This window comes from Nocardia sp. NPDC004582 (assembly GCF_053602115.1).
In genome coordinates, this window is sequence record NZ_JBSGCY010000008.1 from 75,464 (window position 1) to 99,991 (window position 24,528).

Here is a 24,528-nt window from a genome sequence, read left to right on the forward strand (position 1 = left end):
GCGGTGACAACCGGGAGCGTGTAGGCATGTTTCGGTCTGCGATACGGCACAAGCATCTCCCATTCAGGTAAATCGGTCTAACCGCGCCCCGAGCACAAGCTTGCTACTTGGCGCATCAACGATCACACTAGTCCCTACTGTCACATTCCCTGAACGTATGGTTGAGGCTTAGCTTTGGATAACTCGAATGTAGCTTCAGCCCATGAGAGAACGGGTATGACATGCCGAACGGGTACCTAGCCGAGCGCCGTAGACGGCGCGGCCTGCTCACCCTGTCCCTCGCAGTCGCCGCCACCACCGGCGGCGCCGCCCTCCTCGTGTGGGCCTGGCCCGAGAACGCCCTGAACCTGACGGTGGGCGCCGGCCACGGCCGCGGCTTGAGCCAGCACGGTGCGTTCGAGAAGGCCGCCGCAGGCTGGACCGCCGACCGCATCCTCGCGAACTACTACTCCGGAGCCGATCTCGCCGACATCGGCGCGACCTCCGTCCGAGTCCGCATCATGGAGCAGGACGACAAAACCCTCGATGTCGTCTCCGACTCCGTCTTCTACGTCGCCGGCCGCCGTGTCATCCCCGGCCAGGCCGCCCACCTCACCCCCACCGCCTCCGGCGCGGACGTCACCATCACCCAGGGCTGCGACGGCAACACCCTGTGGGAAGGCGCCACCGACGACCCCTGGGCCTACCCCGTCGCCGAGGGCACCGCCCGCCCGGCCGAAGAACAACTGGAGATCTGCGGCGGCAACGCCTTTCGCGGCGTCCTCGGCGTAGCCCTCGAAGGCGACGCCTTCCGCACCGTCAACGAAGTGGACCTCGACGACTACCTCAAAGGCGTGGTCCCCGCCGAAATGATCCCCGGCTGGGCCGACCAGGGCGGCGCCGAGGCGCTCAAAGCCCAAGCCATCGCCGCCCGCTCCTACGCCCTGGCCGAAGACCGCTACACCTACGCCCAAACCTGCGACACCACCGACTGCCAGATGTACCTAGGCACCGACAAAGAGGACCCCCGCACCACCGAAGCCGTCGAGTCCACCTCCGGCCGAGTCCTGGTCCGCGACAACCACGTCCTCCGCGCCGAATACTCCGCGGCCCCCGACGGCGGCCTCCCCACCCCCGCCGCCGCCATGGAAATCGGCCCCGCCCTCTCCGACTTCCCCGCGGTCCAATCCCCAGGCGTCCTCCCCAGCCTCCCCTTCCTCAACACACCCCAAACCCAACCCGCCCCAACGGAATCCACCCCGGACTCCGCCTGCACCCCGGACGTCGCCACCCCGCCGGCCCGCACCCCGGCCGCCGCCAAACCTCACGCGACCACCCCGACCCCCAGCGCCCCGATCGCCCCCACGGTGAACGCCGGCGCACCAGTCCTCCCCACTCCGAACTCCGGCGCACCAGTCGCCGTTGCTCCGGACCCGAGCTCCCCCGCGACCGCCACTCCGGATTCGCTCGCACCCGGCCCCGAGGCTCCCGCCCATCCGGACCAAACCTGCGCCGCAGTCACTGTCCCGAGCGCTGAAACCCCTACCACCCCAGACAATTCCACCCCAGCGCACCCAGACCCCGGCAACCGCGCCCGAGCCGCCGTCCCCCTACCGAGCCCAGGCAGCGCCGACCCGAACTCGATGTACTCCGATTCCCACCGATCCCCGGACCCGGCCACCCCACTGACCCCGCTCGCGCCGGCAACCCCCGCCGCGCCACCCCGAACGGCCCCCGGACCCAACTCACAGACATCTCCGTCGCCGTCCCACGCCCCGGTCGCGCCCGCCAACCAGTCACCGGAGTAGTTGGCACGAATTGTGATCGGTTGTCTGATGGAATCCATGCACTCCGATCGTCGGCCTTGGTTCGAAGGTGTTGGCCTACGGTGACGGCGGTTGAGCTCGCCCGGATGGAGGGTGAGGTGGACGCGGGTATCGACGCCAAGGTCGCGGAGCTCTCGGGGCATTCGTGTTTCAGTCCAGGGAGAGGTCGCCGAGGGATTCGGAGAACTTGCGGAGGAGGGGGATCAGGGCTTCGCGGTCGGTGGGGGTCAGGTCGGTGAGGAGGCGTTGTTCGTTTTCCATGTGCAGGGGGAGGACGTTGTCGACGAGGGTGCGGCCGGTGTCGGTGAGGCGGACTCGGATGGCGCGGCGGTCGGTGGCGTCGGGGACGCGTTCGACCCAGCCCTTGGCGGCCAGGCGGTCGATGCGGTTGGTGATGGCGCCGGAGGTGCGCATGGACGCCTTGTTGAGGGCGCCCGCCGTGAGGCCGGATTCGTTGCCGGAGCGGCGGAGGGTGGCGAGGACGTCGAACTCCCAGAACTCCATGCCCTGGGCGCGGAAGAAGTCGGTGAGTTCGCGCTCGATGATGTGGGCCAGGCGGGAGATGCGGCCGAAAATCTCCATGGGGGAGCTGTCGACGTCGGGGCGCTGCTGACGCCAGGCGGCGGTGATCTGGTCGACTGCGTCGGGCATGTGACCTGCTCCTTTCGGTCTCGGAAATAATCTCAACGTTGAGATACTTGACGCTGAGGTATCCGGGATGGTGTTATCTCAACGCTGAGATTATCAATGAGGAGCTATCGATGACCACCACACGCGCTGGAGCCGCAGGACTCGCGGGAACCCTCGCCGTAACCGCCCTCGCCCCGCTGGTCTTCGGATCGACGTACGCGATCACCACCACGTTCCTGCCGCCGGACCGGCCCATGTTCACCGCGCTCATGCGCGCGCTGCCCGCCGGACTGCTGCTGCTGGCCATCACCCGCAAGCTGCCGCACGGGCAGTGGATCGGCCGCGCGGCCGTGCTGGGCGCGCTCAATATCGGCATCTTCATGCCGCTGCTCTTCCTCGCCGCCTACCGCCTGCCGGGCGGCGTCGCCGCCGTACTCGGCGCGGCCGCACCGCTTTTCGCGCTCGGCATCGCCAGCGTGGCGCTCAACGAGCGGCTCACCGTCCGCAAGGTGCTGGCGGGCGTGATCGGACTCTTCGGCGTCGCGCTCGTAGTCCTGCGGGCCACAGCGGTTCTCGACACCGTCGGCGTGATCGCCGGTCTGCTCGGCGCGGCCTCCATGGCGGGCGGCACCGTGATGACCAAGCGCTGGGGACGCCCGGACGGCGTGAGCCCCTTGGCCATGACCGGCTGGCAGCTCACCGCCGGCGGCCTGATGCTACTGCCGCTGGCCGCCATCATCGAGGGCGCGCCGCCCGCGCTGGACGCCCGCAATATCGGCGGCTACCTCTACCTGGGCCTGATCGGCACGGCCGCCGCCTACGCCATCTGGTTCCGCGGCATCGCCAAGGCCCCCGCCACCTCGGTCTCGTTCCTCGGCCTGCTCAGCCCGCTGTCGGCGGCCGTCATCGGCTGGGCCGCGCTCGGCCAGGCACTGGCCCCGCTGCAGATCCTGGGCATGGCGATCGCGCTGGGCGGCACCCTGCTCGGCCAGACCGGAACCGCGCCCAAGGCACCCGAACCCGTCACCGACACGCCCGCACCGGCCCGCACCGCGGCCTGATCCGAAAACCTTGCGAAGGAGCGAAACATCATGCAGATCACAGTGTTCGGAGCCAGCGGAGACACCGGCAGCCGGGTCGTGGCCGAAGCGCTGAGCCGGGGCCACCGGGTGCGGGCCGTCGCCCGCGACGCCGAGCGGCTGCGGCACCTGCCCGAGCAGGTCGAGGTGTGGACGGGCAATGCCGCCGACCCCGCCGCGGTCGAGAAGGCCAGTGCCGGTAGCGATGTCGTGGTCAGTGCCACCCGCCCGGTCCCGGGCAGCGAACACGAGCTGGCCGAGGTCGCCGCCGCGCTACTGGAAGGGCTGGCGGACAGCGGAATTCGGCTGCTGGTGGTCGGCGGCGCGGGCACTCTCACCGTCGCCGGCACGGGCAAGACGCTGGCCGAGCAGACCGGCTTCCCGGCCGCACTGGGTCCCATCGCCGAGGGCGGCCGCCGCCAGCTCGAGGTGTTCCGGACCACCGCGCACCCGGTGAACTGGACCTATGTCAGCCCGCCCGCGCTGTTCGAGCCCGGCGAACGGACCGGCGGTTACCGGCTCGGCCTCGACGAACTGATCGCCGACGAGCAGGGCAATTCCTCGATCTCCATGGAGGACATGGCCATCGCGCTGCTCGACGAGATCGAGCATCCTCGCCACCACCGCGTCCGATTCACCGTCGGCTACTGAAAGCCGCTACCGCACAACGAGAACACCGCGGGGCGTGACCGATGATCCGGTCGCGCCCCGCGGTGTTCGCCGATTACCCGGCTCGAAATGCTTACGCCACGCGGAAACCCGCGCCCGCCCCACCGTGGTGGTCGATGTCGGCCAGCACGGCGGTGATGTTGGTGGACAGCTCCGGCTCGTGGATCAGGTTGCCGCCACCGGTGCACAGCGGCAGTTCGACGGTGATCGGCCCGGCCCGGAAGTCGGTGCCCGCCACCACCATGCCGACCAGCTGGTCGCCGCGCAGCACGGGCGCGCCCGAGTCACCGTGGTTGGCACACACCTGGCTACGGAAGTAGGTGGACTTGGTCTCCCACACCGGACCGCAGGTGAAACCGGTGGTGCGGCCGTTCTTGCAAACGTTCTCGCCGATCTGCGGCGGCGCGCCCACCGAGTTGATGACCGACTGCGCGACCTGACGGGTCGGGATCACCCGCTCGGGGTTGAAGACGATGATGGCCCAGTCCATCTCCTCGTCCTTCTCGGCGATGACACCGATGCCGCCGGAGCGGGTGTACTCGGCGGCGATGCGCGCGCCGACCTCACCGCAGTGGCCGGCGGTCAGTCCGACCAGCTGGTTCTTGTTGTCGTAGCCCATCGCGGTGATGGTGCACTCGCTGACCGAGGTGGCGTCCTGAAGGTCTTCGACGTAGACGCCCGAGCCACCGCCGAGCGTCACCACCGGGGCGGCGTCCGCGGTGCCGGCGAACAGGAGGGTGGAGCTCACCGCGGTGACGGCCGCGGCCGCCCAGTGCAGAACTCGGGCGCGGCCCGCAGACTTCATCAGGTTTTCCCCATCCCACGAAAAGTCGATTCCTGCGCGCCGAAATCGGGAGTCCGGGGGCGCGCGCGTGGAGCATGTCACGCCCGCAAGTGATTGGCAAGTCCCGACTTCCGGAGCCATTCGGAAAAGCTATGCCCGGCAGCCGGTTCCGGCGGAAACAGACTTGGACGTGTCGGTGGCCCGTGATAGAAATCGGGCAGTGGTGATCGCACCACCGAGAGCAGTAGCGGCCCATGCGCAGCGGCCGCTGCGAAATTGGGGAGAATTCGAATGGCTTTCTCGGGCAAGCTCGCCTTGACCATGTTCGTATCCGCGGCCGCCGTGCTGGTGACGTCGCTGGGGGCCGGTACCGCCAACGCCGAGCGGGGACCGGATGGATCGCTCTACGGCACGCTCGCGCTGAGCACCGACGGCGGCACCTTCTACGGCGCCGCCTGGAACTACCCGAGCTGGGGCGCTTCCGACACGGCCGCGCTGAACAAGTGCGCCCACCGCGGCTGCAAGGTGATGGTGCAGTTCGCCAACGGCTGCGGCGCCATCGCCGAAAGCGCCGACCACGCCTACTACTACGGCGGTTCCGGCCGCAACCGCGCCGAGGCCGAGCGCGATGCCATGGACCGGCTCACCAACTGGATGCCGTCCCCGCCCGCCCTGTTCGGCAGCTCGGCCCCGCCGAAGCAGTCCGTGCACGTGCGCTACAGCGAGTGCACCGCCGGCGCGTAAGCCCTCGAACCAGCCCCGACCGGCGCATACTGGTCGGGGCTTGACCTTGACGCTGCGTCAACTTGCATCCTGAATTCGTCGAGGAGAACGAGAGGATACGAAAGGCCGGAACGTGGCAGCCGAATGGTCCATCCAGCAATTGGCAGCGGTCGCCCGAACCACCAGCCGCACCCTGCGGCATTACGGTGAGCTCGGGTTATTGCCGCCGAGCCGGATCGGATCGAACGGTTACCGCTATTACGACCAGGAATCCCTCGTCCGGTTGCAGCGCATCCTTTTACTCCGAGAACTCGGTCTCGGCCTGCCGGCCATCGCCGAAGTGCTCGCCGGGCAAAAGGACACCGCCGCCGCCCTGCGCACCCATCTGGAATTGCTGAAAAACGAGCAGGACCGGATCGCGCGCCAGATCGCCTCGGTGCAAACAACATTGCGCAAGACGGAAGCAGGTGAACAACTGATGGCAGACGAGGTATTCGACGGATTCGACCACGCCCAGTACAAGGACGAGGTCATCGAACGCTGGGGCAAGAACGCCTGGGACAGCGGCAACAAGTGGTGGAACGCTCTGACCGACGCCGAGAAGAAGGCGTTCCAGCAGGTCCACCTCGATATCGCCGCCGACTACGGCCGCGCCCACGCGGCAGGCCTCCCGGTCGACAGCGCAGAGGTGCAGGCCATCGTGCAGCGCCACTACGACTGGCTCGGCGCGTCCCCCACCGGCGGGCCGGTGACCGCCCAGTACTTCAACGGTCTCGGCGACATGTATGTCGCCGACCCGCGCTTCGCGAAGAACTACGACAAGCACGGCGACGGCACCGCCGCGTACGTCCGTGACGCGATGCGGGTGTACTCCGCCGCCCGGCTGTAGTCCTCGGGCAGTGCCTCCGGTCACGGGGGAGTGGGCCGAGAAGTGAACAGCCGCCCGGTCTTTCGGCCGGGCGGCTGTTTCGGTACTCGATCGAGCTCAGGTCAGGGCCCGGTCAGGCCGCGCACATCGACTGCATGACACCGCGCAGGATCGGCGCGCCGTAGGTGGTGGGCGCGAAGGCGATGGTCTGCGCCATGCTCAACGGGGTCGTGATGACCGAGCCCACCCCGGTGAACCCGGCGATCGTGGTGCCCGCGGTGAGCAGCAGGCTGGTGGCGTCGAGGGCGAAGGTGATGAGCGAGAAGAGGTTCTCCACCTTCACATCGGCCAGCGCCACGGTGTCGAGCGCGCGGCCCTCGTAGATGTCGAAGCCCAGGTTGGCCAGGAAGGTCAGCGGGCCGTAATCCATGGCGTCCACGATCGGGCCGAGCTGCTCGGTGCGGCGCAGCATCATGATGTCGGCGACCCGGTTCTCGTGCAGGAAGCCCTGCAGCGCATCGGCATTGGCGTTCACCGACGCGGGATCGACGGGCAGCCCGGCCGCGGTGGTGAGGAACGCGCGGGTGCGCTCGACCAGGTCGGCGGTCTTCAGCTCGGCCAGTGTGGTGCAGGTGCCGTCGGCCTTGGTGAGCTGGTTGGCCAGGTCGATGAGCGGCTGCGGCACGTCCACGTGCTCGTCGGGCAGCTCCAGCCGCAGCTTCTGATACGGACCGCTGACATCGCAGCCCAGCGACAGCTGCGACTGCACCGACCGCGCCAGCGACTTCACCCCGTTGAACAGCGCGCCCACCACCGGCTTGAGCACGAACCCGACGGTCGGCACCAGGCTGGCCGCGAACTGCGCGGGGATCTTCACGATGCGGGTGGCGAGAATGAACACCTCGACCACATCGCGCACCTTCAGCTGCGAGAGCGCGATCGTCTTGTGCAGGTCGCCGGTCTTGACGGCGTCGAGGTTGTTGACGATGTAGGTGACGATCGGGTCGTCGAGGAACTGGGTGCGGTCGTTCACCTCGTCCGGGCCCAGCGGCAGGCCGTTGCGGTGCACATGGATCGACGCGACGTGCTGCCGGAAGTCCTCGACCGACCGGTCGTAGGCGGTCTGCTGCTCGGCCGGAACCACCGTGCGAATGGCCGTGGCGGCCGCGGTGATGACATCGTCGAAAGTTGCCGCGGGCTTGCCGCAGACGTCGCCGGCGTCGGCGATCTGGGTTGCCGCGAGTGCGTCGCCCTCGTCGGCGCGCGCGGGCGCCGCACCCGGGACGAGGGCGGCGGTACCGAGGATGGCGGTGATGGACAGGGCCCCGATGAGCGGGGCGAATCGAGCGAGGCGCATGTAGATGGTCTTTCGAGGGGTTGCGCAATCACGCGGCAACAAACCGGTCGGTGTTACAAATCGAGTCGATATGTAATACAGCTTTCATGGCGCAACCGTCAGCGGTTTCGTGAACGCTGAGCGAAAACCAGGCGACGAATCCCGCTTGCCGGGACGGCCCGCGCCACCCCTGTCAACCCGCCCCGCCGGAGCCCAAGCGCGTCCCGCGGCACTGCCGGTAGTCTGGGCGACCGTGACCGTCGCATCCCCCTTCGATCTGATCGTTGTCGGCTCCGGCTTCTTCGGGCTGACCATCGCCGAACGCACCGCCAACCTGCTCGGTAAGCGGGTGCTGGTGGTTGAACGCCGTTACCACCTGGGTGGCAACGCGTACTCGGAGGCGGATCCCGAAACCGGCATCGAAATCCACAAGTACGGCGCCCACCTGTTCCACACCTCCAACAAGCGGGTGTGGGACTACGTGAACCAGTTCACCGAGTTCACCGGCTACCAGCACCGCGTCTTCGCCAAGCACAAGGGCCAGGCGTACCAGTTCCCCATGGGCCTGGGACTGCTGTCGCAGTTCTTCGGCCGCTACTTCACCCCGGACGAGGCCCGCGCGCTGATCGCCGAGCAGTCCGCCGAGATCGACACCAAGGACGCCTCCAACCTCGAAGAGAAGGCCATCTCCCTGATCGGCCGCCCGCTCTACGAGGCGTTCATCCGCGACTACACCGCCAAGCAGTGGCAGACCGACCCGAAGGAGCTCCCGGCCGGGAACATCACCCGCCTGCCGGTCCGCTACACCTTCGACAACCGCTACTTCAACGACGACTACGAGGGCCTGCCGAAGCACGGCTACACCGCGTGGCTGTCGAAGATGGCCGAGAACGACCGCATCGAGGTCCGCCTCGACACCGACTGGTTCGAGGTGCGCGACGAGATCCGCGCCCAGAACCCCGACGCCCCGGTCGTCTACACCGGCCCGCTGGACGCCTACTTCGACTACGCCGAAGGCGAACTCGGCTGGCGCACCATCGATTTCGAGACCGAGGTGCTCGAAACCGGTGACTTCCAGGGCACTTCGGTGATGAACTACAACGACGCGGACGTCCCCTTCACCCGCATCATCGAGCCGCGCCACTTCCACCCCGAGCGCGACTACCCGACCGACAAGACGGTCATCATGCGCGAGTTCTCGCGCTTCGCCCAGACCGGCGACGAACCGTACTACCCCATCAACACCCCCGACGACCGCGCCAAGCTGCTGGCCTACCGCGAGCGCGCCAAGGCCGAGACCGCGTCGGCGAAGGTGCTGTTCGGTGGCCGTCTGGGCACCTATCAGTACCTGGATATGCACATGGCCATCGGCGCCGCGCTGAGCATGTTCGACAATGTGCTGCGCCCGCACCTGGAGTCGGGTGCGCCGCTGGTGGACACCGCCGAATGACCGCCCAACTCACTCGGGAAGACATGAGCACCGAGACTCGCGCCGTATCCCTGCTCCAGCGCATCATCCTGCCCCGGCCGGGTGAGCCGCTGGACGTCCGCAAGCTGTACCTCGAGGAATCCGACACCAATTCCCGTCGCGCGCATGCCATCACGCGCACCGCGCTGGCCATCGGCGCGGAGTCGGAGGTGTCGTTCTGCACCTACTTCAACGCGGTCCCGGCCAGCTACTGGCGGCGCTGGAGCGTGCTGAAGTCGGTCGTGCTGCGGCTGGAACTGTCCGGCCACGGCCGCGTCGACGTCTACCGTTCCAAGGCCGACGGCTCCCGAATCCACGTGCAGGGCAACGAGTTCAGCACCCCGGGCGAGGGCGCGGCCGCCGCGGACTTCGTCGAGTTCGAGGTGGACCTGGGCCCGTTCGAGGACGGCGGCTGGATCTGGTTCGACATCACCACCGACAGCCACGTCGAAATGCGCAGCGGCGGCTGGTACGCGCCCATCGAGGCGCCGGGCGAGGGCAGCATCGCCGTCGGCATGCCGACCTTCAACCGCCCCACCGACGCGGTCAAGACGCTGACCGCGCTGGGCTCCGACCCGCTGGTGCTGGAGAAGATCAAGGCCGTCATCATCCCCGACCAGGGCACCAAGAAGGTCGTGGACGAGCCCGGCTTCACCGAGGCCGCGGCCCGCCTGGCCGGTCGTCTCGCCATCCACGACCAGCCGAACCTCGGCGGGTCCGGCGGCTACAGCCGCGTCATGTACGAGGCGCTCAAGACCACCGACGCCGAGTACATCGTCTACATGGACGACGACATCGAGATCGAGCCGGACTGCATCCTGCGCGCCCTGGCCTTCTCGCGCTTCGCCAAGTCGCCCATCCTGACCGGCGGCCAGATGCTCAACCTGCAGGAGCGCTCGCACCTGCACGTGATGGGCGAGGTGGTGGACCGCTCCATCTTCATGTGGACCGCGGCCCCCAATGTGGAGTACGACCACGACTTCGCCAAGAACCCGCTGCGCGACCGCGACAACTCCAAGCTGCTGCACCGGCGCATCGACGTCGACTTCAACGGCTGGTGGACCTGCGTCATCCCGCGCCACGTGGCCGAGGAGATCGGGCAGCCGCTGCCGCTGTTCCTCAAGTGGGACGACGCCGAATACGGTTTGCGCGCAAGGGAACACGGCTACCCGACCGTCACCCTGCCGGGTGCGGCGGTGTGGCACATGGCCTGGTCCGACAAGGACGACGCCATCGACTGGCAGGCCTACTTCCACCTGCGCAACCGCCTGGTGGTCGCCTCGCTGCACCTGCCCAACGACGGCCGCCCGATGGTGGTCAACACCATCAAGGCCACGCTGAAACACCTGCTGTGCCTGGAGTATTCGACGGTCGCCATCCAGAACGAGGCGATCCGCGACTACCTCGCCGGCCCGGAGAAGCTGTTCGAGCTGCTGCCGACCGCGCTGGGCAAGGTGCACGCCATGCGCAAGGAATACCCGGACGCGGTCGTGGTGCCGTCCTCCACCGAACTGCCCCTGGCCTCGCGGGCCGAGGTCGGCGCGGTCGGCGAACCGGGCAACCCGCTCGCCAAGGTGGTGCGCCTGGGCAAGGGCGTGCTGCACAACTTCCGCAAGGCCAACCCGAAGCATCACGACACCCCGCAGTTGAACGTGCCGACCCTGGACGCGCGCTGGTTCCTGCTCTCGCAGGTCGACGGAGTCACCGTCACCACCGCCGACGGCCGCGGCGTCGTCTACCGTAAGCGGGATCCGCGCAAGGCCAAGGAGCTTTTCACCGAGGCCATGCGCCTGCGGAAGGAGCTGGCCGAGCGCTTCCCGGAGGTGCGCGAGCAGTATCGTCGCGCGCACGCGCATCTCACCAGCCAGGCCGCGTGGGAGAACGTCTTCGGTATCGACACTTCCGCCGCCCAGACGAGGAATGAGCCCAAATGACGGCTGCACAGCCAGCTTCCGGCGTGGACCGCGGACTGCACGCGGTCCCGGACGCCCCGGCGACTCCGGCCGCACCCCCGGCCGAGGTCAAGATTCTCAACCTGGTGCAGGGCACCATCGGACAGCACCCGGCGGTCGTGCGGGCCGCCCGCGGCATGTCCCACTTCGGTGAGCACTCGCTGGGCTGGATCGGCATCGCCGCGGTCGGCGCGCTGGTCGACAAGCCGCGGCGCCGCCAGTGGGCCGGGGTCGCGGTCGGCGCCTTCGGCGCGCACGCCGCGTCGGTGGTGATCAAGCGCATCGTCCGCCGCCCCCGCCCGAACGATCCGTCCGTGCAGGTCAACGTGTCGACGCCGTCGAAGCTCAGCTTCCCGTCCTCGCACGCCACCTCCACCACGGCGGCGGCTGTGTTGCTCGGCCGGTTGACCGGGCTACCCTTGCCTGCGGTGCTCGTCCCGCCGATGCTGCTCTCGCGGGTGGTCCTCGGTGTGCATTACCCCTCCGACGTGCTCGCGGGTTCCGCGCTGGGCGCAGCATCAGCCGCCGCCGTGCTCGCCGCCGAAAAGAGACTCGCGAAGTGACCGCCCAGGAAGAAGCCATCGTTGACATGAGCGAAGAGCCGACCAGCACCGACCTAGCAGAGGCGGTCGTCAAGGGACCGCCGAAGACGTTGGGCGGCGGCTTGATCAAGGCCATGCGCCCGCGCCAGTGGATCAAGAACGTGCTGGTCCTGGCCGCGCCGCTGGCCGCCGGCAAGACCGCCGCGGGCGATCTGGTGATCAGCGACGTGTCGGTGCTCGGCCACGTCGCTCTCGCGTTCGTGGTGTTCTGCATGGCCGCGTCGGGCATCTACCTGGTCAACGACGCCCTCGACGTGGAAGCCGACCGGGCGCACCCGACCAAGCGTTTCCGGCCCATCGCGGCCGGCGTGGTGCCGGTGAACCTGGCCTACGCGCTCTCGGCGGTGCTGCTGGTCGGCTCGATCGTGCTGTCCTTCGCCGCGAATTGGCATCTGGCCGTGGTGATGGCGGTCTACGTCGGCATTCAGCTGGCCTACTGCTTCGGTCTCAAGCACCAGGCGGTGCTGGACATCTGCATCGTGTCGTCGGGCTTCCTGCTCCGCGCGGTCGCCGGCGGCGTCTCCTCGGATATCCGTCTGTCCCAGTGGTTCCTGTTGATCATGGCTTTCGGTTCGCTGTTCATGGCGGCCGGAAAGCGTTACGCCGAACTGAAGTACGCGCTCGACACCGGCGCGAAGATCCGCAAGTCGCTGGAGTACTACACGCCGACCTACCTGCGTTTCGTCTGGACCCTGTCGGCCACCGCGGTCGTCGTGTTCTACGGTCTGTGGGCGTTCGAGCAGGATCGCGCCAAGGACACCATCTGGTTCGCCATCTCGATGATCCCGTTCGTCATCGCCATCATGCGGTACGCGGTGGATGTCGACGGCGGCGAAGCGGGTGAGCCGGAAGAGATCGCCCTGGGGGATCGTGTCCTCCAGTTCCTCGCAGTCGCCTTGATCGGAGCTCTGGGTGTCGCTGTCTATCTCACCTGACGTGGTAGAGGGAGAAGAGCGAGAGACGGGCGCGCCGACGGCACAATTGCCGGTCGGTCGCGCCCGTCGGCGTGCGGACGACTCCGCGCGCGGTGCCTCGCGACTATCCCGAGCCACGTTCATCGGTGGGATCGCACTGACCGCGACACTGTTCGCGGCCGGTGCGTGGCAGCGGCGCTGGATCGCCGACGACGGCCTGATCGTCCTGCGCACGGTGCGAAACCTGCTGGCGGGCAACGGTCCGGTCTTCAACGCGGACGAACGCGTCGAGGCCAATACCAGCACGGCCTGGACCTACATCGTCTACTTCTTCAGCTGGCTGACCCAGGCCCGGCTGGAATACGTGGTGCTCGGGATCGCGCTCACGCTGTCGGTGCTGGCCATCGTGTTCGCGATGCTCGGCACCGCCCGGCTGTGGGGCGGAACGGGTTCCGCGCTGCTGCTCCCGGCGGGCGTGCTGGTCTACATCGCGCTGCCCCCGGCGCGCGACTACGCCACCTCCGGACTGGAGTCCTGCCTGGTCATCTTCTGGCTGGCGGTGCTCTGGTGGGCGATGGTGCGCTGGAGCCAGGCCGAGAAGGTGCGCCCCGCGGGCTTTCTCGCACTCGTCTTCTTCGCCGGATTGGCCCCGCTGATCCGCCCGGAGATGACACTGGTCGGCGCGCTCGCGCTGCTCATGCTGTTCTGCGCCCCGGTGCCCGAGACCCGGTTGCGGCCCTGGCAGTTCCGGGTGCTGATCGTGGTGGTCGCCGGGCTGCTGCCGGTGGCGTACCAGATCTGGCGGATGGGCTACTACGGCCTGCCCTACCCGAACACCGCGGTGGCCAAGGACGCCGGCGGCGCGAAGTGGGGTCAGGGCCTGGTCTACCTGTGGGATCTGGTCGGGCCCTACTGGCTGTGGCTGCCGCTGCTGGTGCTGCTGGTGGCCGGTGTGGTGGTCGGGCGGCAGCGCCGCGACCAACTCTCCGGTTCCCATTACCCGGGCGAATCCCGGAAACCCGGATGGCGCGGGCGAATCGACGCCTTCAGCCACTGGCTGCGGACGCCCGCCGCGGTGGTCGCGCTCATGCTGGGCAGCGGATTCGTGCTCACCGTCTACGAGATCCGGGTCGGCGGCGACTTCATGCACGGCCGCATGCTGCTGCCGCAGGTGTTCTGCCTGATCCTGCCGGTGGCGGTGCTGCCGCTGCGGCTGCCGCGCCAGGCGGCGGCGGGTGGAACGCGCCGGCTGGACTGGGCTTTCGCGATCGTGCTGGCCGCGTTCGCCGGAACCACCGGCTGGGCGTTGTTCGCGGCGGACACCACCGCGATCACCACCGGCACCAAGATCCGGGCCAACGGCATTGTGGACGAGCGCATCTACTACGTGCTCAACACCGGCCACGATCACCCGATCCGGGCCGAGGACTACCTGGACTACCCGCGCATTCGCGCCATGGTCCGGGACATCGCGAATTCGCCGGACGGCGCGCTGCTGCTCAGCTCGCCCTCGTTCATGAACTGGTACCTGGTGCCCGCCCCGGTCCCCGAGGGCAATCAGGAGCACGTGGTGTTCTTCCTGAATCTCGGCATGACCAGCATGAACGTCCCGCTGAACGTGCGGGTCATCGATCAGATGGGCCTGGCGTATCCGCTTGCCTCGCACACCGATCGGCTGACCGACGGTCGTATCGGCCACGACAAGAACCTCTACTCCGACTGGGTGGTCGTGGACACCGGCATGGTGGACAAGCATCCGTGGATGCCGTGGTTCCTGGACGAGAAGTGGACCACGCAGGCTCGAACCGCGCTGTCCTGCCCCGCGACCCAGGACATGCTGGCCTCGGTGCGCGCGCCGCTGACCTTCGACCGCTGGCGGCACAACGTGATGCAGTCGCTCGATTTCGCCAAGTACCGGATCGATCGGGTCCCGAAGTACGAGATCCAGCGCTGCGGTTTGGTCGACCCGACCCAGCCGCCGCGGTAATCGGACCGACCAGCAGGTAATCGAACAGGCAACAGCCCCGTATCCGTCGGATGCGGGGTTGCTTGCGCTGTACCCCAATTGATTTGGGCGTTTTGTCACGAACTGGAGATGAAATTTGAAATTCTGTCTCAATTAGGTAACGCCTGGCAGGTGGTTCCGCGATACGCTACTCGACAGGCCGCTGCGGGTGATCTTCCTATGTGTCACAGCGGATGTCATGAGTTTGGAAGGGCCGGAACAACACGATGCCTAACGCTGCCACCGCGAGTGGAAAACGGGGAGCTCGACCGAGGCGAGCGTGGTTCACGAGGGCGACATTCGGCCTGGCCATGGCGCTCATGCTGCCGTTCGGGGCGTCGGTGGCGGGCACCGGCGGCACCGCGCAGGCCGCGCTGAATCCGGCCGGTTTCGATTTCTACGTGGATTCCGCGATGGGCCCGATCAAGTCGCGCGTCTTCCGCGCCAATGACGGCAACACCAATCGGGTGGTCTACCTGCTCGACGGCATGCGCGCCCGCGAGGACCTCAACGGCTGGGAGATCGAGACCAATGTCGCCCAGGCGTTGATGGACGCCAATATCAATGTGGTGATGCCGGTCGGCGGCGCGTCCAGCTTCTACGCCGACTGGACCCAGCCCAGCACCTTCCTGGGCATGAAGCCCGGCACCGCGCCGGGCGACGTGACCGGTTCCGGCGCCTCGTCGGTGTTCTCGGGTGGCCCGGGCAAGTCCTACACCTACAAGTGGGAAACCTTCATCACCAGCGACCTGCGCAACGCGCTGCGGGATCGCCTGGGGTTCAGCCCGAATCGCAATGGCGTGGTCGGCGTCTCCATGAGCGGCAGCGCCGCGCTCATGCTGGCGGCCTTCCATCCGGACCAGTTCAGTTACGCCAGTTCGAATTCCGGTGTGCCGAACATGAGCACCCCCGGGATGCGGGCGGCGATCCGCGCCGCGATGCTGGACTGCGGTGGTTACAACGTCGATGCCCTGGCGTCGTCGGAGGCCAGATGGCAGCACCTGGACCCGGCCGTGTTCGCAACGCGGTTGAAGGCCAACAACACCCGGCTGTGGATCTCCGCGGCGAGCGCCATTCCGGGCGGCGGCGACATTTCCGCGATGGCGACCAAGGAAGGCATGGGCATCGAGGCGGTGGCGCTGGCGAGCACCCGGATGTTCCAGGCCCGCTTGGCCGTCGTGGGTCTCGGCAATGTCACCTACGACTTCCCGCCCACCGGCATCCACAACTGGCACACCTGGGAGCCGCAGCTGATCAAACAATTGCCGGATCTCTCCTCACACATCGGGTGATACGCCGGGTTTTGTCTCGAGCCCTGTATTAATGAGCAGCTCAGGGCGCGTTTCCGGCAAACTGTGGCGCCCGTCACTTCTGTCACGAACCGATAACGAACAGTTCGCTAACGCACGATAGGCTCCCCGAGACCTTTCGCCGGGCGATGACCGAACCGGCGGAATTGCACGGAATGAACAGGACACGAAAGGCCGGACAAAGGCATGCGAGGCGAGTGGATTAGACGTCCAGCGATGGGCGGCGGATGGCTGAAACGATCGGCACTCGGGCTCGCCGCGGCCCTCATGGTTCCCCTGGGCGCGTCGGTGGCCGGCGTCGGCGGCGTCGCGCACGCCGCCTTCAACCCCGACGGGTTCGATTTCTGGGTCGACTCGGCCAGCATGGGCCCGGTCAAGACCCGCGTCTTCCGCGCGGCTGACGGCAACACCTCGCGTGTCGTCTACGCCCTCGACGGCATGCGTGCCACCCAGATCCTCAACGGCTGGGAGAACGACACCGAGGTCGTGCGCGCGCTGACCGCCGCGAACATCAACGTCGTGATGCCGGTCGGCGGCGAGTCCAGCTTCTACGCCGACTGGGCCGAGCCCAGCTCCATCCTCGGCATCGGCGGCGGCAGCGGCTCGGCCGGTTCCTCCTCGGGCTCCGCCTCGGGCTCGCAGTCGGGTTCCGGCGCGTTCGGCCTGTTCGCCGGTGGTCCGGGCAAGAGCTACCGCTACACCTGGGAAACCTTCATCACCCAGGACCTGCGCAACGCGCTGCGCGACCGGCTGGGCTTCAACCCCAACCGCAACGGCGTGTTCGGCCTGTCCATGGGCGGCTCGGGCGCGCTGACCCTGGCCGCCTACCACCCGGACCAGTTCAGCTACGCGGGCTCGTTCTCCGGCTACCTGAACGTCTCGGCGCCGGGCATGCGTGAGGCCATCCGCGTCGCCATGATCGACGCCGGCGGCTACAACGTGGACTCGATGGCCCCGCCGTGGGGTCAGCAGTGGCTGCGCATGGACCCGTTCGTGTTCGCGCCGCGCCTGATCGCCAACAACACCCGCCTGTGGATCTCCGCCGCCAGCGCCATCCCGGCCGCGGGCGACGTCAGCGGCGTCATGTCGGTGATCCAGGGCATGCCGCTGGAGGCGCTCGCGCTCGCCAACACCCGGGCCTTCCAGGTCCGGATGGCCACCCTGGGCGCGCAGAACGTCACCTACGACTTCCCGGCCAGCGGTGTGCACAACTGGCGGAACTGGGAGGCCGAGGTCTACCGCATGATCCCGGATCTTTCCAACAACATCGGCTAGAAAACCGCGCTCAGCGCGTAAAGTCCCTCGGGCGTAGGTCAAGATCTGGACTCGCCCGGGGGACTCGCGCGTTGACACGCCCGACACGCCGACCCGGACGTCCGATACTTGAGCAGTTCCGAAGAGAAGATCGTTCTGCTGGATCGTCTGTGCTCCGATGAGAGGCTGGGTCGATGCGGGTGCGTGGCTTCAAACGAACTGTGCTGGGTATCGCGACGGCGATGCTGCTGCCGTTAGGCGCCGGGGTGGTCGTCTCCCCGCCCGCATCAGCCGGTTTCAATCCCTCGGGATTCGACTTCTGGGTCGATTCTCCCGAGATGGGCCCGATCAAGTCCCGGATCTTCCGAGCCAACGACGGCAATACCAACCGCGTCGTCTACGTGCTCGACGGTGAACGCGCCCAGGGCGACCTGAACGGCTGGGAGATCAACACCAATGTCGCCGAGGTCCTGCAGGGCTGGAACATCAATGTGGTGATGCCGGTCGGCGGCCAGTCCAGCTTCTACGCGGACTGGGATTCACCCAGTACGTTCTTCGGCGTCGCACCCGGCTCCGGCTCGTCCGCGCCGAATTCCGGATCCGGCATGACCGAGGCGCTGGGCGGCGGTGAGGGCAAGAGCTACCGCTACACCTGGGAATCGCTGCTCACCAATCAGCTGCGCTGGGCATTGCGGGATCGCCTGGGCTTCAATCCGAATCGCAATGGCGTGTTCGGATTGTCGATGGGTGGCAGTGCCGCCCTCACGCTGTCGGCGTACCACCCCGACCAATTCAGTTTCGCCGGATCGTTCTCCGGTTATCTGAACATTTCCGCGCCGGGCATGCGCGAGGGCATTCGCGCGGCGATGATGGACGCCGGCGGCTACAACGTGGACTGCATGGCGCCGCCGTGGGGCCCGCAGTGGCTGCGCATGGATCCGTTCGTCTTCGCGCCCACCCTGATCGCGAACAACACCCGCGTCTGGGTGGCGGCCGGCAGCGGTCTGCCGATGCAGCAGGACCTCGACATTCCGTTCGGCGCGGCCGCCGACCGCATCGTCCGCGGCACCCCGCTGGAGGCGCTGGCGCTGGCCAATACCCGCGCGTTCCAGGTCCGCATGATGTCGCTGGGCGCGAGCAACGTGGTCTACGACTTCCCGCCCGCCGGCCTGCACGCCTGGACCAACTGGCAGGACAACGCGTACCGGATGATTCCGGACATGTCGGCGAATATCGGCTGACGTCCGAAATCCGCGCCACCGCAACACGGTTCGACCCGAGTTCGCACGATGTTCGATCAGCGGCATGAGACGGTGTCTCATGCCGCTGTTTTGTTGTGCCTGGTCGGCGGGCATCGGAGGCATTGCCGTCCAGTGAGATTGGGGGCTGTCGATTACCTGCTGAGCTGTTGTAATAGGAATGGCGAATAGGCGGGTGGGTGACACAAGTCACTGGTACCGAATCGCTGTTTGCGCATAGGTGAAATGCGAGTTCGTGTACGCGTCAGTTGCGGTTCGCGTCAGTGCCGCGACACTCGCGAGTCGGCGTGTTTCTCATTGTGCCGAAAGATCATTCGGTCCTGTTGCCGAGAGTGGGCTCCGTGACATATTGTCACGCGGAACCAATCTGATGAGGTTGTCGGGGATCTCGCTGTCCGGTGATGTAGCGGCCGTTGTCGGCTGCACTCATGGGGCGGGTTGGCCGTCAGCAGCGAAGTAGCCGGAGTAAAAAGAAAGCAGGATTCATGAGGTTCGGCAGGAACGGGGGGAGTACTGCGGCGCGACCGACACGCGGTGCGGGTACATGGATGAGGCGGACGCTGGTCGCATCGGTCGCCGCTCTCGCGCTGCCGGCGGTGGTGGGCGGCGCTCCGGCGCAGGCCCTGCCCGCTCATGGCATCACCCACCGGATGAACCCGGGCGCCACCGAGGACCTGATGGTGCCCTCGAGCATGGGCCCGATCAAGGTCCAGGTCCAGTGGGCCCGCAACGGCGGCAACGGCGCGCTCTACATGCTCGACGGCATGGCCGCGCGCGACGACCGCAACGCGTGGAGCTTCGAGACCAACGCCAACCAGCAGTTCTCGAACGACGACATCACCCTGGTGATGCCGGTCGGTGGTCAGTCCAGCTTCTACACCGACTGGCTGGCCCCGAGTAACACCAACGGCCAGAAGTTCACCTACAAGTGGGAGACCTTCCTGACCAAGGAGCTGCCCGCCTTCCTCGAGGGCTACGGCGTCTCCCGCACCAACAACGCGGTCGTCGGTCTGTCGATGAGCGGTGGCGCCGCGCTCGCGCTGGCCGCCTTCCACCGCGACCAGTTCAAGTGGGCCGGCTCGTACTCCGGCGCGCTGAACGTCTCCGCCCCCGGTATGCGGGAGGCCCTCCGCGTGGCCGTCCTGCGCTGGGGCGCCTACAACATCGACTCGATGGCGCCGCCGTGGAGCCCGCAGTGGCTGCGCATGGACCCGTTCGTGTTCGCCCCGCAGCTGCGTGGTCTGCCGATGCACATCTCGGCCGGTGGCGCGCTGCCCGGTGAGTTCGACCGCCCGGCCAACGCCGGCGCGGTGTTCGACACCGGCGTCGGTATGGGCATCGAGGCGGTCTGCCTGCTCAACACCCGCTCGTTCCAGGCCCGCCTGGCGCAGCTGGGCATCCCGGCGGAGTTCGACTTCCCGGCCACGGGTACCCACTCCTGGAAGTACTGGGAGGCCGAACTGTGGAAGTCCCGCATCGGCATCCTGCAGGCGCTGAACGCGATCTGATCTTCCGATAGCCCGAATGCCGGTCACCCTCTGGGTGACCGGCATTCGCCGTTTCCCGGACGGGTTCGAAAGCTAATGTGGCACAGGTGGTATCGCGACGACGGCGCACGTGCCGGATCCGGGGGACGGTCGCCATCGCGGCGGCCGTCGCGATAGTGCTCACCGGCGGGCCGGTCCGGGCGGAACCCGCGCCCGCGGCGGCGCCCGCCATCACCCAGGTCACCTCGCTGGGGCCGAGACGTGTTGCGCTGTGGGTGGATTCGCCCGCCATGCACGGCCGGGTCCAGGTGCAACTGCTGCTGCCGCGCGACTGGGATGCCAAGCCTGCCGCCAAGTTCCCGCTGTTGTTCCTGCTGGACGGAACGCAGGCCGGTGATCAGGAGAGCGGCTGGACCAAAAATGCTGGGGCGCAAGGTTTCTACGCCGACAAGAACGTGGTGGTGGCGCTGCCGATCGGCGGCGCGGCGAGCTACTACACCGACTGGAGGCAGGCCTCGGAAGGCAGGACCAATCGGTGGGAAACGTTCCTCACCAAGGAATTACCGCCACTGCTGGAACACGATTGGCGCACCACCGATGTGCGCGGCATCGCGGGACTGTCGATGGGCGGTGCGGCCGCCATGACGCTGGCCGCGCGCAACAAGGGGTTCGCGCGTTTCGCGGCGTCGTTCTCCGGACTGCTCACGACCACGACCATCGGTATGCCGCAGGCGATCCAGCTCGCCCAGCGGGCGGCGGGGGAGAACAACGCCGACTTCATGTGGGGGCCGCCGGGCGCCGCGGAGTGGTCCGCGCACGATCCCTATGAACTGGCCGAACGGCTCAAGGGTGTCAGCCTCTACATCTCCAGCGGCACCGGGTCCGGCGGCGTCCGGGGTGGTGCGGCGATCCCCAGAGTGAGTACCGACTGGTCGGGTACGGCGCTGGAAATCCTGGCGCGCATGTCATCCCGGCAATTCGCGGCGAAACTCGACAAACTCAGCATTCCGGTCTCGGTGAACTACCGGGCGGCGGGTACGCACTCCTGGCCGTACTGGGATTTCGAGATGCGACAGTCCTGGCCGCAGGCCGCGGCCGCGCTCGGTGTGGAGCCGTGATCGAGCATGGCGTGGAGCCGTGATCGCGCATGGCGTGGAGCCATGATCGAAACACGCGCCTGCTGAACGGGATACCCGCCGATTACCTCCGAGCCGGCGGTAGAGTGCACCGTTGTCCGTGACTCCCGTCACGTCGGTGTGGTTCCCCCCTGCGGTTCAGGAGATCGATCTCTATGGCAGTACAGGGCGCTTCGTCATGCCCACAGCACGGTTCGGTTCGGCTCACCACGCGCGCCCGCGTCCGGCGATTCTGGCGGCGCGCCCTGGTCGCGGCCCTGGCGATGGCCGCGCTCCCGGCGCTGGCCGGACCCGCGGCCGCCATGCCCACGCACCCGGTGCACCGCACCCCCGAGGGCGGATTCGAGGAGCTGTTCGTGCCCTCGAGCATGGGCCCGATCAAGGTCCAGGTGCAGTGGGCGCGGCACGGCGGCAATGCCGCGCTGTACCTGCTCGACGGGTTGCGTGCCCGAAATGACTTCAATGCCTGGACTTTTGAGACAAATGCCCTGAAACAGTTCGCCGAGGACAATGTCACCCTGGTGATGCCGGTCGGCGGCCAGTCCAGCTTCTACACCGACTGGCGCGCGCCCTCGTCCACCAACGGCCAGAAGTTCACCTACAAGTGGGAGACCTTCCTGACCGAGGAGCTGCCCGCGTTCCTCGAGGGCTACGGCGTCTCCCGCACCAACAACGCGGTGGCCGGACTGTCCATGGGCGGCTCGGCGGCGCTGGCGCTGGCCGCCTATCACCGCGACCAGTTCAAGCACGCGTCCTCGTTCTCGGGCTATCTGAACATCTCCGCGCCCGGTATGCGGGAGGCGATCCGGATCGCCATGCTCGACGCGGGCCGGTTCAACGTGGATTCGATGGCCTGGCCGTGGAGCCCGCAGTGGCTGCGCATGGACCCGTTCGTGTTCGCGCCGCAGCTGCGCAATCTGCCGCTGTACATCTCCGCGTCGTGGGGCGTGCTCGGCCCGCACGACGACCCGGACTCGGCGACCGGACTGTTCAACACCGTCAATGCCGTTGCGCTGGAGACCTTGTCGATGGTGAACACCATGTCGTTCATGGGCCGCATGGAACAGCTGGGCATCGACGCGCACTACAACCTGCCGGTGCAGGGCACCCACTCCTGGGGCTACTGGCAGGACCAGCTGGCCGACGCCCGGCCCGACATTCTGGCCGCACTGGGGGCTTGACGCCGGGTCCGGGCCGGCAACTGGGCGTTTGCTGCGGAACGGCAGGTTTGCGTGTGTCCTACCGGAACTCACGCGGTTCCGGAGGTACAACACTAGTGTGGCTGGAGTTGTCCGTGGGATCAGAGCAGGGCGCATGCGCAGGATGGCATGCGCCATGGCAGCGGTATTTCCGCTGGCAGCGGGCACTTTCTTAGTGCCGGGGGTGGCGAGCGCCGCCCCCGAGGCCCCGACTCCGATCGCGTCGGTCCAGAAGATGAACTGGCTCAACGACCACCGTGTGAATGTCTGGGTGAACTCCCCGGCGACCGGCGGACCGCTCCAGATTCAGCTTTTGCTGCCGCGTGACTGGAACACCAAGCCGGACGCCAAATTCCCGGTCGTCTACATGCTCGACGGCCTGCGCGCGACCGACGACGAGAACGGCTGGACCAAGGACGCGGGCGCGGCCGGCTTCTACGCCGACAAGAACGCCCTGGTGGTGCTGCCCATCGGCGGCCAGTCCAGCTTCTACGCCGACTGGCTGGCCCCCGACAACGGCCACAACTACCAATGGGAGACCTTCCTGGTGAAGGAACTCCCGCCGCTGCTGGAGAGCCAGTTCCGGGCCACCGATGTGCGTGCGGTGGAGGGCCTCTCGATGGGCGGCACGGCCGCCATGATGCTGGCCGCGCGCAACCCGGGCTGGGTCCGCTCGGCGGCCTCCTACTCCGGGTTCCTCACCCTGACCTCACTGGGCATGCCGCAGGCGGTCAACTTCGCCATGCACGACGCGGGCGGCTTCGACTCGTCCAAGATGTTCGGGCCGCCGTCCAGCGCCGCCTGGAAGGAACACGACCCCTACGAGCAGGCCGAGAAGCTCAAGGGCACAGCGCTGTACGTCTCCAGCGGAAACGGCGTCGCGGGCACCACCGACCCGCTCTCCGACATTCCCGGCATCACCACCAACTACGCGGGTCTCGGGCTCGAGGTGCTGTCGCGGCTGAGCACCCAGAACTTCGTGGCCAAGCTCAACAAGCTGAACATCCCGGTCTCGGTGAACTACCGCGCCTCCGGCACCCACACCTGGCCGTACTGGGACTTCGAGATGCGCCAGGCCTGGCCGCAGACCGCGGCCGCGATCGGCGTGGACTCCGCCCCGGTCGACTGCAGGATCGGGGGCGCGATCGCCGCTGTGGCGCAGGGCAACAACTGGCTCGGCGACTGCCTCACCGGCGAATACCCGATGACCGGCGGCGTCGGCCAGGACTTCCGCGGCGGCCGGGTGATGTTCTCGCAGGGCACCGGCGCGCAGCCGGTCGCGGGCGCGATCGGCGGCAGCTACGCCGGATTGGGCGGGCCCACCGGCGCTCTCGGCTTCCCGACCGCCGGCGAGGGCGGGCTGCCCGACGCCCGCGGCCGGGTGCAGCACTTCCAGAACGGATCCATCTACTGGACCCCGCAGACCGGGGCCCAGGCGGTGCGCGGCGCGATCCTCGACGAATGGGCCCGGCAGGGCTTCGAGCGCGGCCCGGCGGGTTATCCGAACGGGCAGGAGGCGCGCACGCCCCAGAAGGACGGCGTGGTCCAGGGTTTCGAGAACGGACCGGTGTACTTCACCGCGAAGACCGGTGCGCATCTGGTGCAGGGGCTGATCCTGGGCAAGTACGCCCAGCTCGGATTCGAGAACAGCCCTTACGGTTTCCCGACCAGCGGTGAGCAGGGACTGCGCGACTTCGGCCGCTACACCGCCTTCGAGGGCGGCAATATCTACTGGAGCCCGCTCTCGGGCGCCTGGGGCGTGCGCGGCGGCCAGATCATGGACGCCTGGGGCGCGACCGGATTCGAGAACGGACCGCTCGGCTTCCCGATCTCCGACGAGGGGCAGACCCCGGGCGGCCTGCAGCAGACCTTCCAGGGCGGAACCATCACCATCCGCGACGGCCGCGCCACCGCGGCCACCCACGACGGGCGGCCCATCGCCATTCCCGGCAGCGAGGCCCCCAAGCCCGACCCGGCCCCGGCCGCAGTTCCGGCGGCCACCCCGGCTCCGGCCAACGCTCCGGCTCCGGCTCCGGCCAACGTTCCGG

At 67.8% G+C, this 24,528-nt stretch carries 20 protein-coding genes; 17 read left to right on the forward strand and 3 right to left on the reverse strand.

Going from position 1 to position 24,528, the window contains the following annotated elements:
• Positions 1 to 221 precede the first annotated feature (221 nt).
• Positions 222 to 1,787 carry a SpoIID/LytB domain-containing protein gene (locus ACWELJ_RS04585; protein ID WP_452364790.1) on the forward strand — a complete coding sequence of 522 codons (1,566 nt, stop codon included), beginning with the start codon at positions 222 to 224 and terminating at the stop codon, positions 1,785 to 1,787.
• A gap of 168 nt (positions 1,788 to 1,955) precedes the next feature.
• Here the strand turns inward: ACWELJ_RS04585 and ACWELJ_RS04590 are convergent, their stop codons facing one another.
• Positions 1,956 to 2,456 carry a MarR family winged helix-turn-helix transcriptional regulator gene (locus tag ACWELJ_RS04590; RefSeq protein ID WP_452364791.1) on the reverse strand — a complete coding sequence of 167 codons (501 nt, stop codon included), beginning with the start codon at positions 2,454 to 2,456 and terminating at the stop codon, positions 1,956 to 1,958.
• Positions 2,457 to 2,566: 110 nt separating this feature from the next.
• On the opposite strand from ACWELJ_RS04590, the gene ACWELJ_RS04595 reads away from it, so the two are divergent.
• Together ACWELJ_RS04595 and ACWELJ_RS04600 are read left to right on the forward strand one after the other, a co-directional pair.
• Positions 2,567 to 3,496 (forward strand): EamA family transporter, encoded by a 930-nt coding sequence (locus tag ACWELJ_RS04595; RefSeq protein WP_452364792.1) that lies wholly within the window; start codon positions 2,567 to 2,569, stop codon positions 3,494 to 3,496.
• A 30-nt stretch (positions 3,497 to 3,526) separates the two neighbouring features.
• Complete coding sequence (locus ACWELJ_RS04600; protein ID WP_452364793.1) at positions 3,527 to 4,165, forward strand: NAD(P)-dependent oxidoreductase; 639 nt, start codon at positions 3,527 to 3,529, stop codon at positions 4,163 to 4,165.
• 91 nt (positions 4,166 to 4,256) lie between these two features.
• Here the strand turns inward: ACWELJ_RS04600 and ACWELJ_RS04605 are convergent, their stop codons facing one another.
• A complete protein-coding gene (locus ACWELJ_RS04605) occupies positions 4,257 to 4,988 on the reverse strand; it encodes a S1 family peptidase (protein ID WP_452364794.1) in 732 nt (243 codons plus the stop codon).
• A gap of 270 nt (positions 4,989 to 5,258) precedes the next feature.
• Here ACWELJ_RS04605 and ACWELJ_RS04610 point away from each other — a divergent pair, with 270 nt between their 5' ends.
• Both ACWELJ_RS04610 and ACWELJ_RS04615 read left to right on the forward strand, forming a co-directional pair.
• Positions 5,259 to 5,711 carry a DUF4189 domain-containing protein gene (locus tag ACWELJ_RS04610; RefSeq protein WP_452364795.1) on the forward strand — a complete coding sequence of 151 codons (453 nt, stop codon included), beginning with the start codon at positions 5,259 to 5,261 and terminating at the stop codon, positions 5,709 to 5,711.
• Between the two features lie 112 nt (positions 5,712 to 5,823).
• A complete protein-coding gene (locus ACWELJ_RS04615; protein ID WP_452364796.1) occupies positions 5,824 to 6,579 on the forward strand; it encodes a MerR family transcriptional regulator in 756 nt (251 codons plus the stop codon).
• 112 nt (positions 6,580 to 6,691) lie between these two features.
• On the opposite strand, the gene ACWELJ_RS04620 is transcribed toward ACWELJ_RS04615, so the two are convergent.
• On the reverse strand, positions 6,692 to 7,915 hold the full coding sequence (locus ACWELJ_RS04620; RefSeq protein WP_452364797.1) for a hypothetical protein: 1,224 nt from the start codon (positions 7,913 to 7,915) through the stop codon (positions 6,692 to 6,694).
• A gap of 232 nt (positions 7,916 to 8,147) precedes the next feature.
• On the opposite strand from ACWELJ_RS04620, the gene glf reads away from it, so the two are divergent.
• The 12 genes from glf to ACWELJ_RS04680 all read left to right on the forward strand — a co-directional run.
• Complete coding sequence (gene glf / locus ACWELJ_RS04625; RefSeq protein WP_452364798.1) at positions 8,148 to 9,344, forward strand: UDP-galactopyranose mutase; 1,197 nt, start codon at positions 8,148 to 8,150, stop codon at positions 9,342 to 9,344.
• A gap of 23 nt (positions 9,345 to 9,367) precedes the next feature.
• Positions 9,368 to 11,296, forward strand: coding sequence for a glycosyltransferase (locus ACWELJ_RS04630; protein WP_452364799.1), 1,929 nt, complete (start codon positions 9,368 to 9,370; stop codon positions 11,294 to 11,296).
• Entirely contained in the window at positions 11,293 to 11,877 is a 585-nt protein-coding gene (locus ACWELJ_RS04635) for a phosphatase PAP2 family protein (protein WP_452364800.1), read from the forward strand. Before ACWELJ_RS04630 ends, ACWELJ_RS04635 begins: the two co-directional genes overlap by 4 nt.
• A gap of 26 nt (positions 11,878 to 11,903) precedes the next feature.
• Entirely contained in the window at positions 11,904 to 12,851 is a 948-nt protein-coding gene (locus ACWELJ_RS04640) for a decaprenyl-phosphate phosphoribosyltransferase (protein ID WP_452364801.1), read from the forward strand.
• Between the two features lie 46 nt (positions 12,852 to 12,897).
• Positions 12,898 to 14,817: a flagellar motor control protein ZomB gene (zomB, locus tag ACWELJ_RS04645; RefSeq protein WP_452364812.1), complete on the forward strand. Its 1,920-nt coding sequence runs from the start codon at positions 12,898 to 12,900 to the stop codon at positions 14,815 to 14,817.
• 329 nt (positions 14,818 to 15,146) lie between these two features.
• Complete coding sequence (locus ACWELJ_RS04650; RefSeq protein WP_452364802.1) at positions 15,147 to 16,127, forward strand: alpha/beta hydrolase; 981 nt, start codon at positions 15,147 to 15,149, stop codon at positions 16,125 to 16,127.
• 234 nt (positions 16,128 to 16,361) lie between these two features.
• Complete coding sequence (locus tag ACWELJ_RS04655; protein WP_452364803.1) at positions 16,362 to 17,420, forward strand: alpha/beta hydrolase; 1,059 nt, start codon at positions 16,362 to 16,364, stop codon at positions 17,418 to 17,420.
• Positions 17,421 to 17,593: 173 nt separating this feature from the next.
• Positions 17,594 to 18,640 carry an alpha/beta hydrolase gene (locus ACWELJ_RS04660; RefSeq protein WP_452364804.1) on the forward strand — a complete coding sequence of 349 codons (1,047 nt, stop codon included), beginning with the start codon at positions 17,594 to 17,596 and terminating at the stop codon, positions 18,638 to 18,640.
• A 566-nt stretch (positions 18,641 to 19,206) separates the two neighbouring features.
• Positions 19,207 to 20,166 (forward strand): alpha/beta hydrolase, encoded by a 960-nt coding sequence (locus ACWELJ_RS04665; protein WP_452364805.1) that lies wholly within the window; start codon positions 19,207 to 19,209, stop codon positions 20,164 to 20,166.
• Between the two features lie 86 nt (positions 20,167 to 20,252).
• On the forward strand, positions 20,253 to 21,263 hold the full coding sequence (locus tag ACWELJ_RS04670; protein WP_452364806.1) for an alpha/beta hydrolase: 1,011 nt from the start codon (positions 20,253 to 20,255) through the stop codon (positions 21,261 to 21,263).
• A gap of 173 nt (positions 21,264 to 21,436) precedes the next feature.
• Positions 21,437 to 22,462 carry an alpha/beta hydrolase gene (locus ACWELJ_RS04675; protein WP_452364807.1) on the forward strand — a complete coding sequence of 342 codons (1,026 nt, stop codon included), beginning with the start codon at positions 21,437 to 21,439 and terminating at the stop codon, positions 22,460 to 22,462.
• 142 nt (positions 22,463 to 22,604) lie between these two features.
• The coding region (locus ACWELJ_RS04680) for an alpha/beta hydrolase-fold protein (protein ID WP_452364813.1) at positions 22,605 to 24,528 on the forward strand (1,924 nt) is incomplete at its 3' end.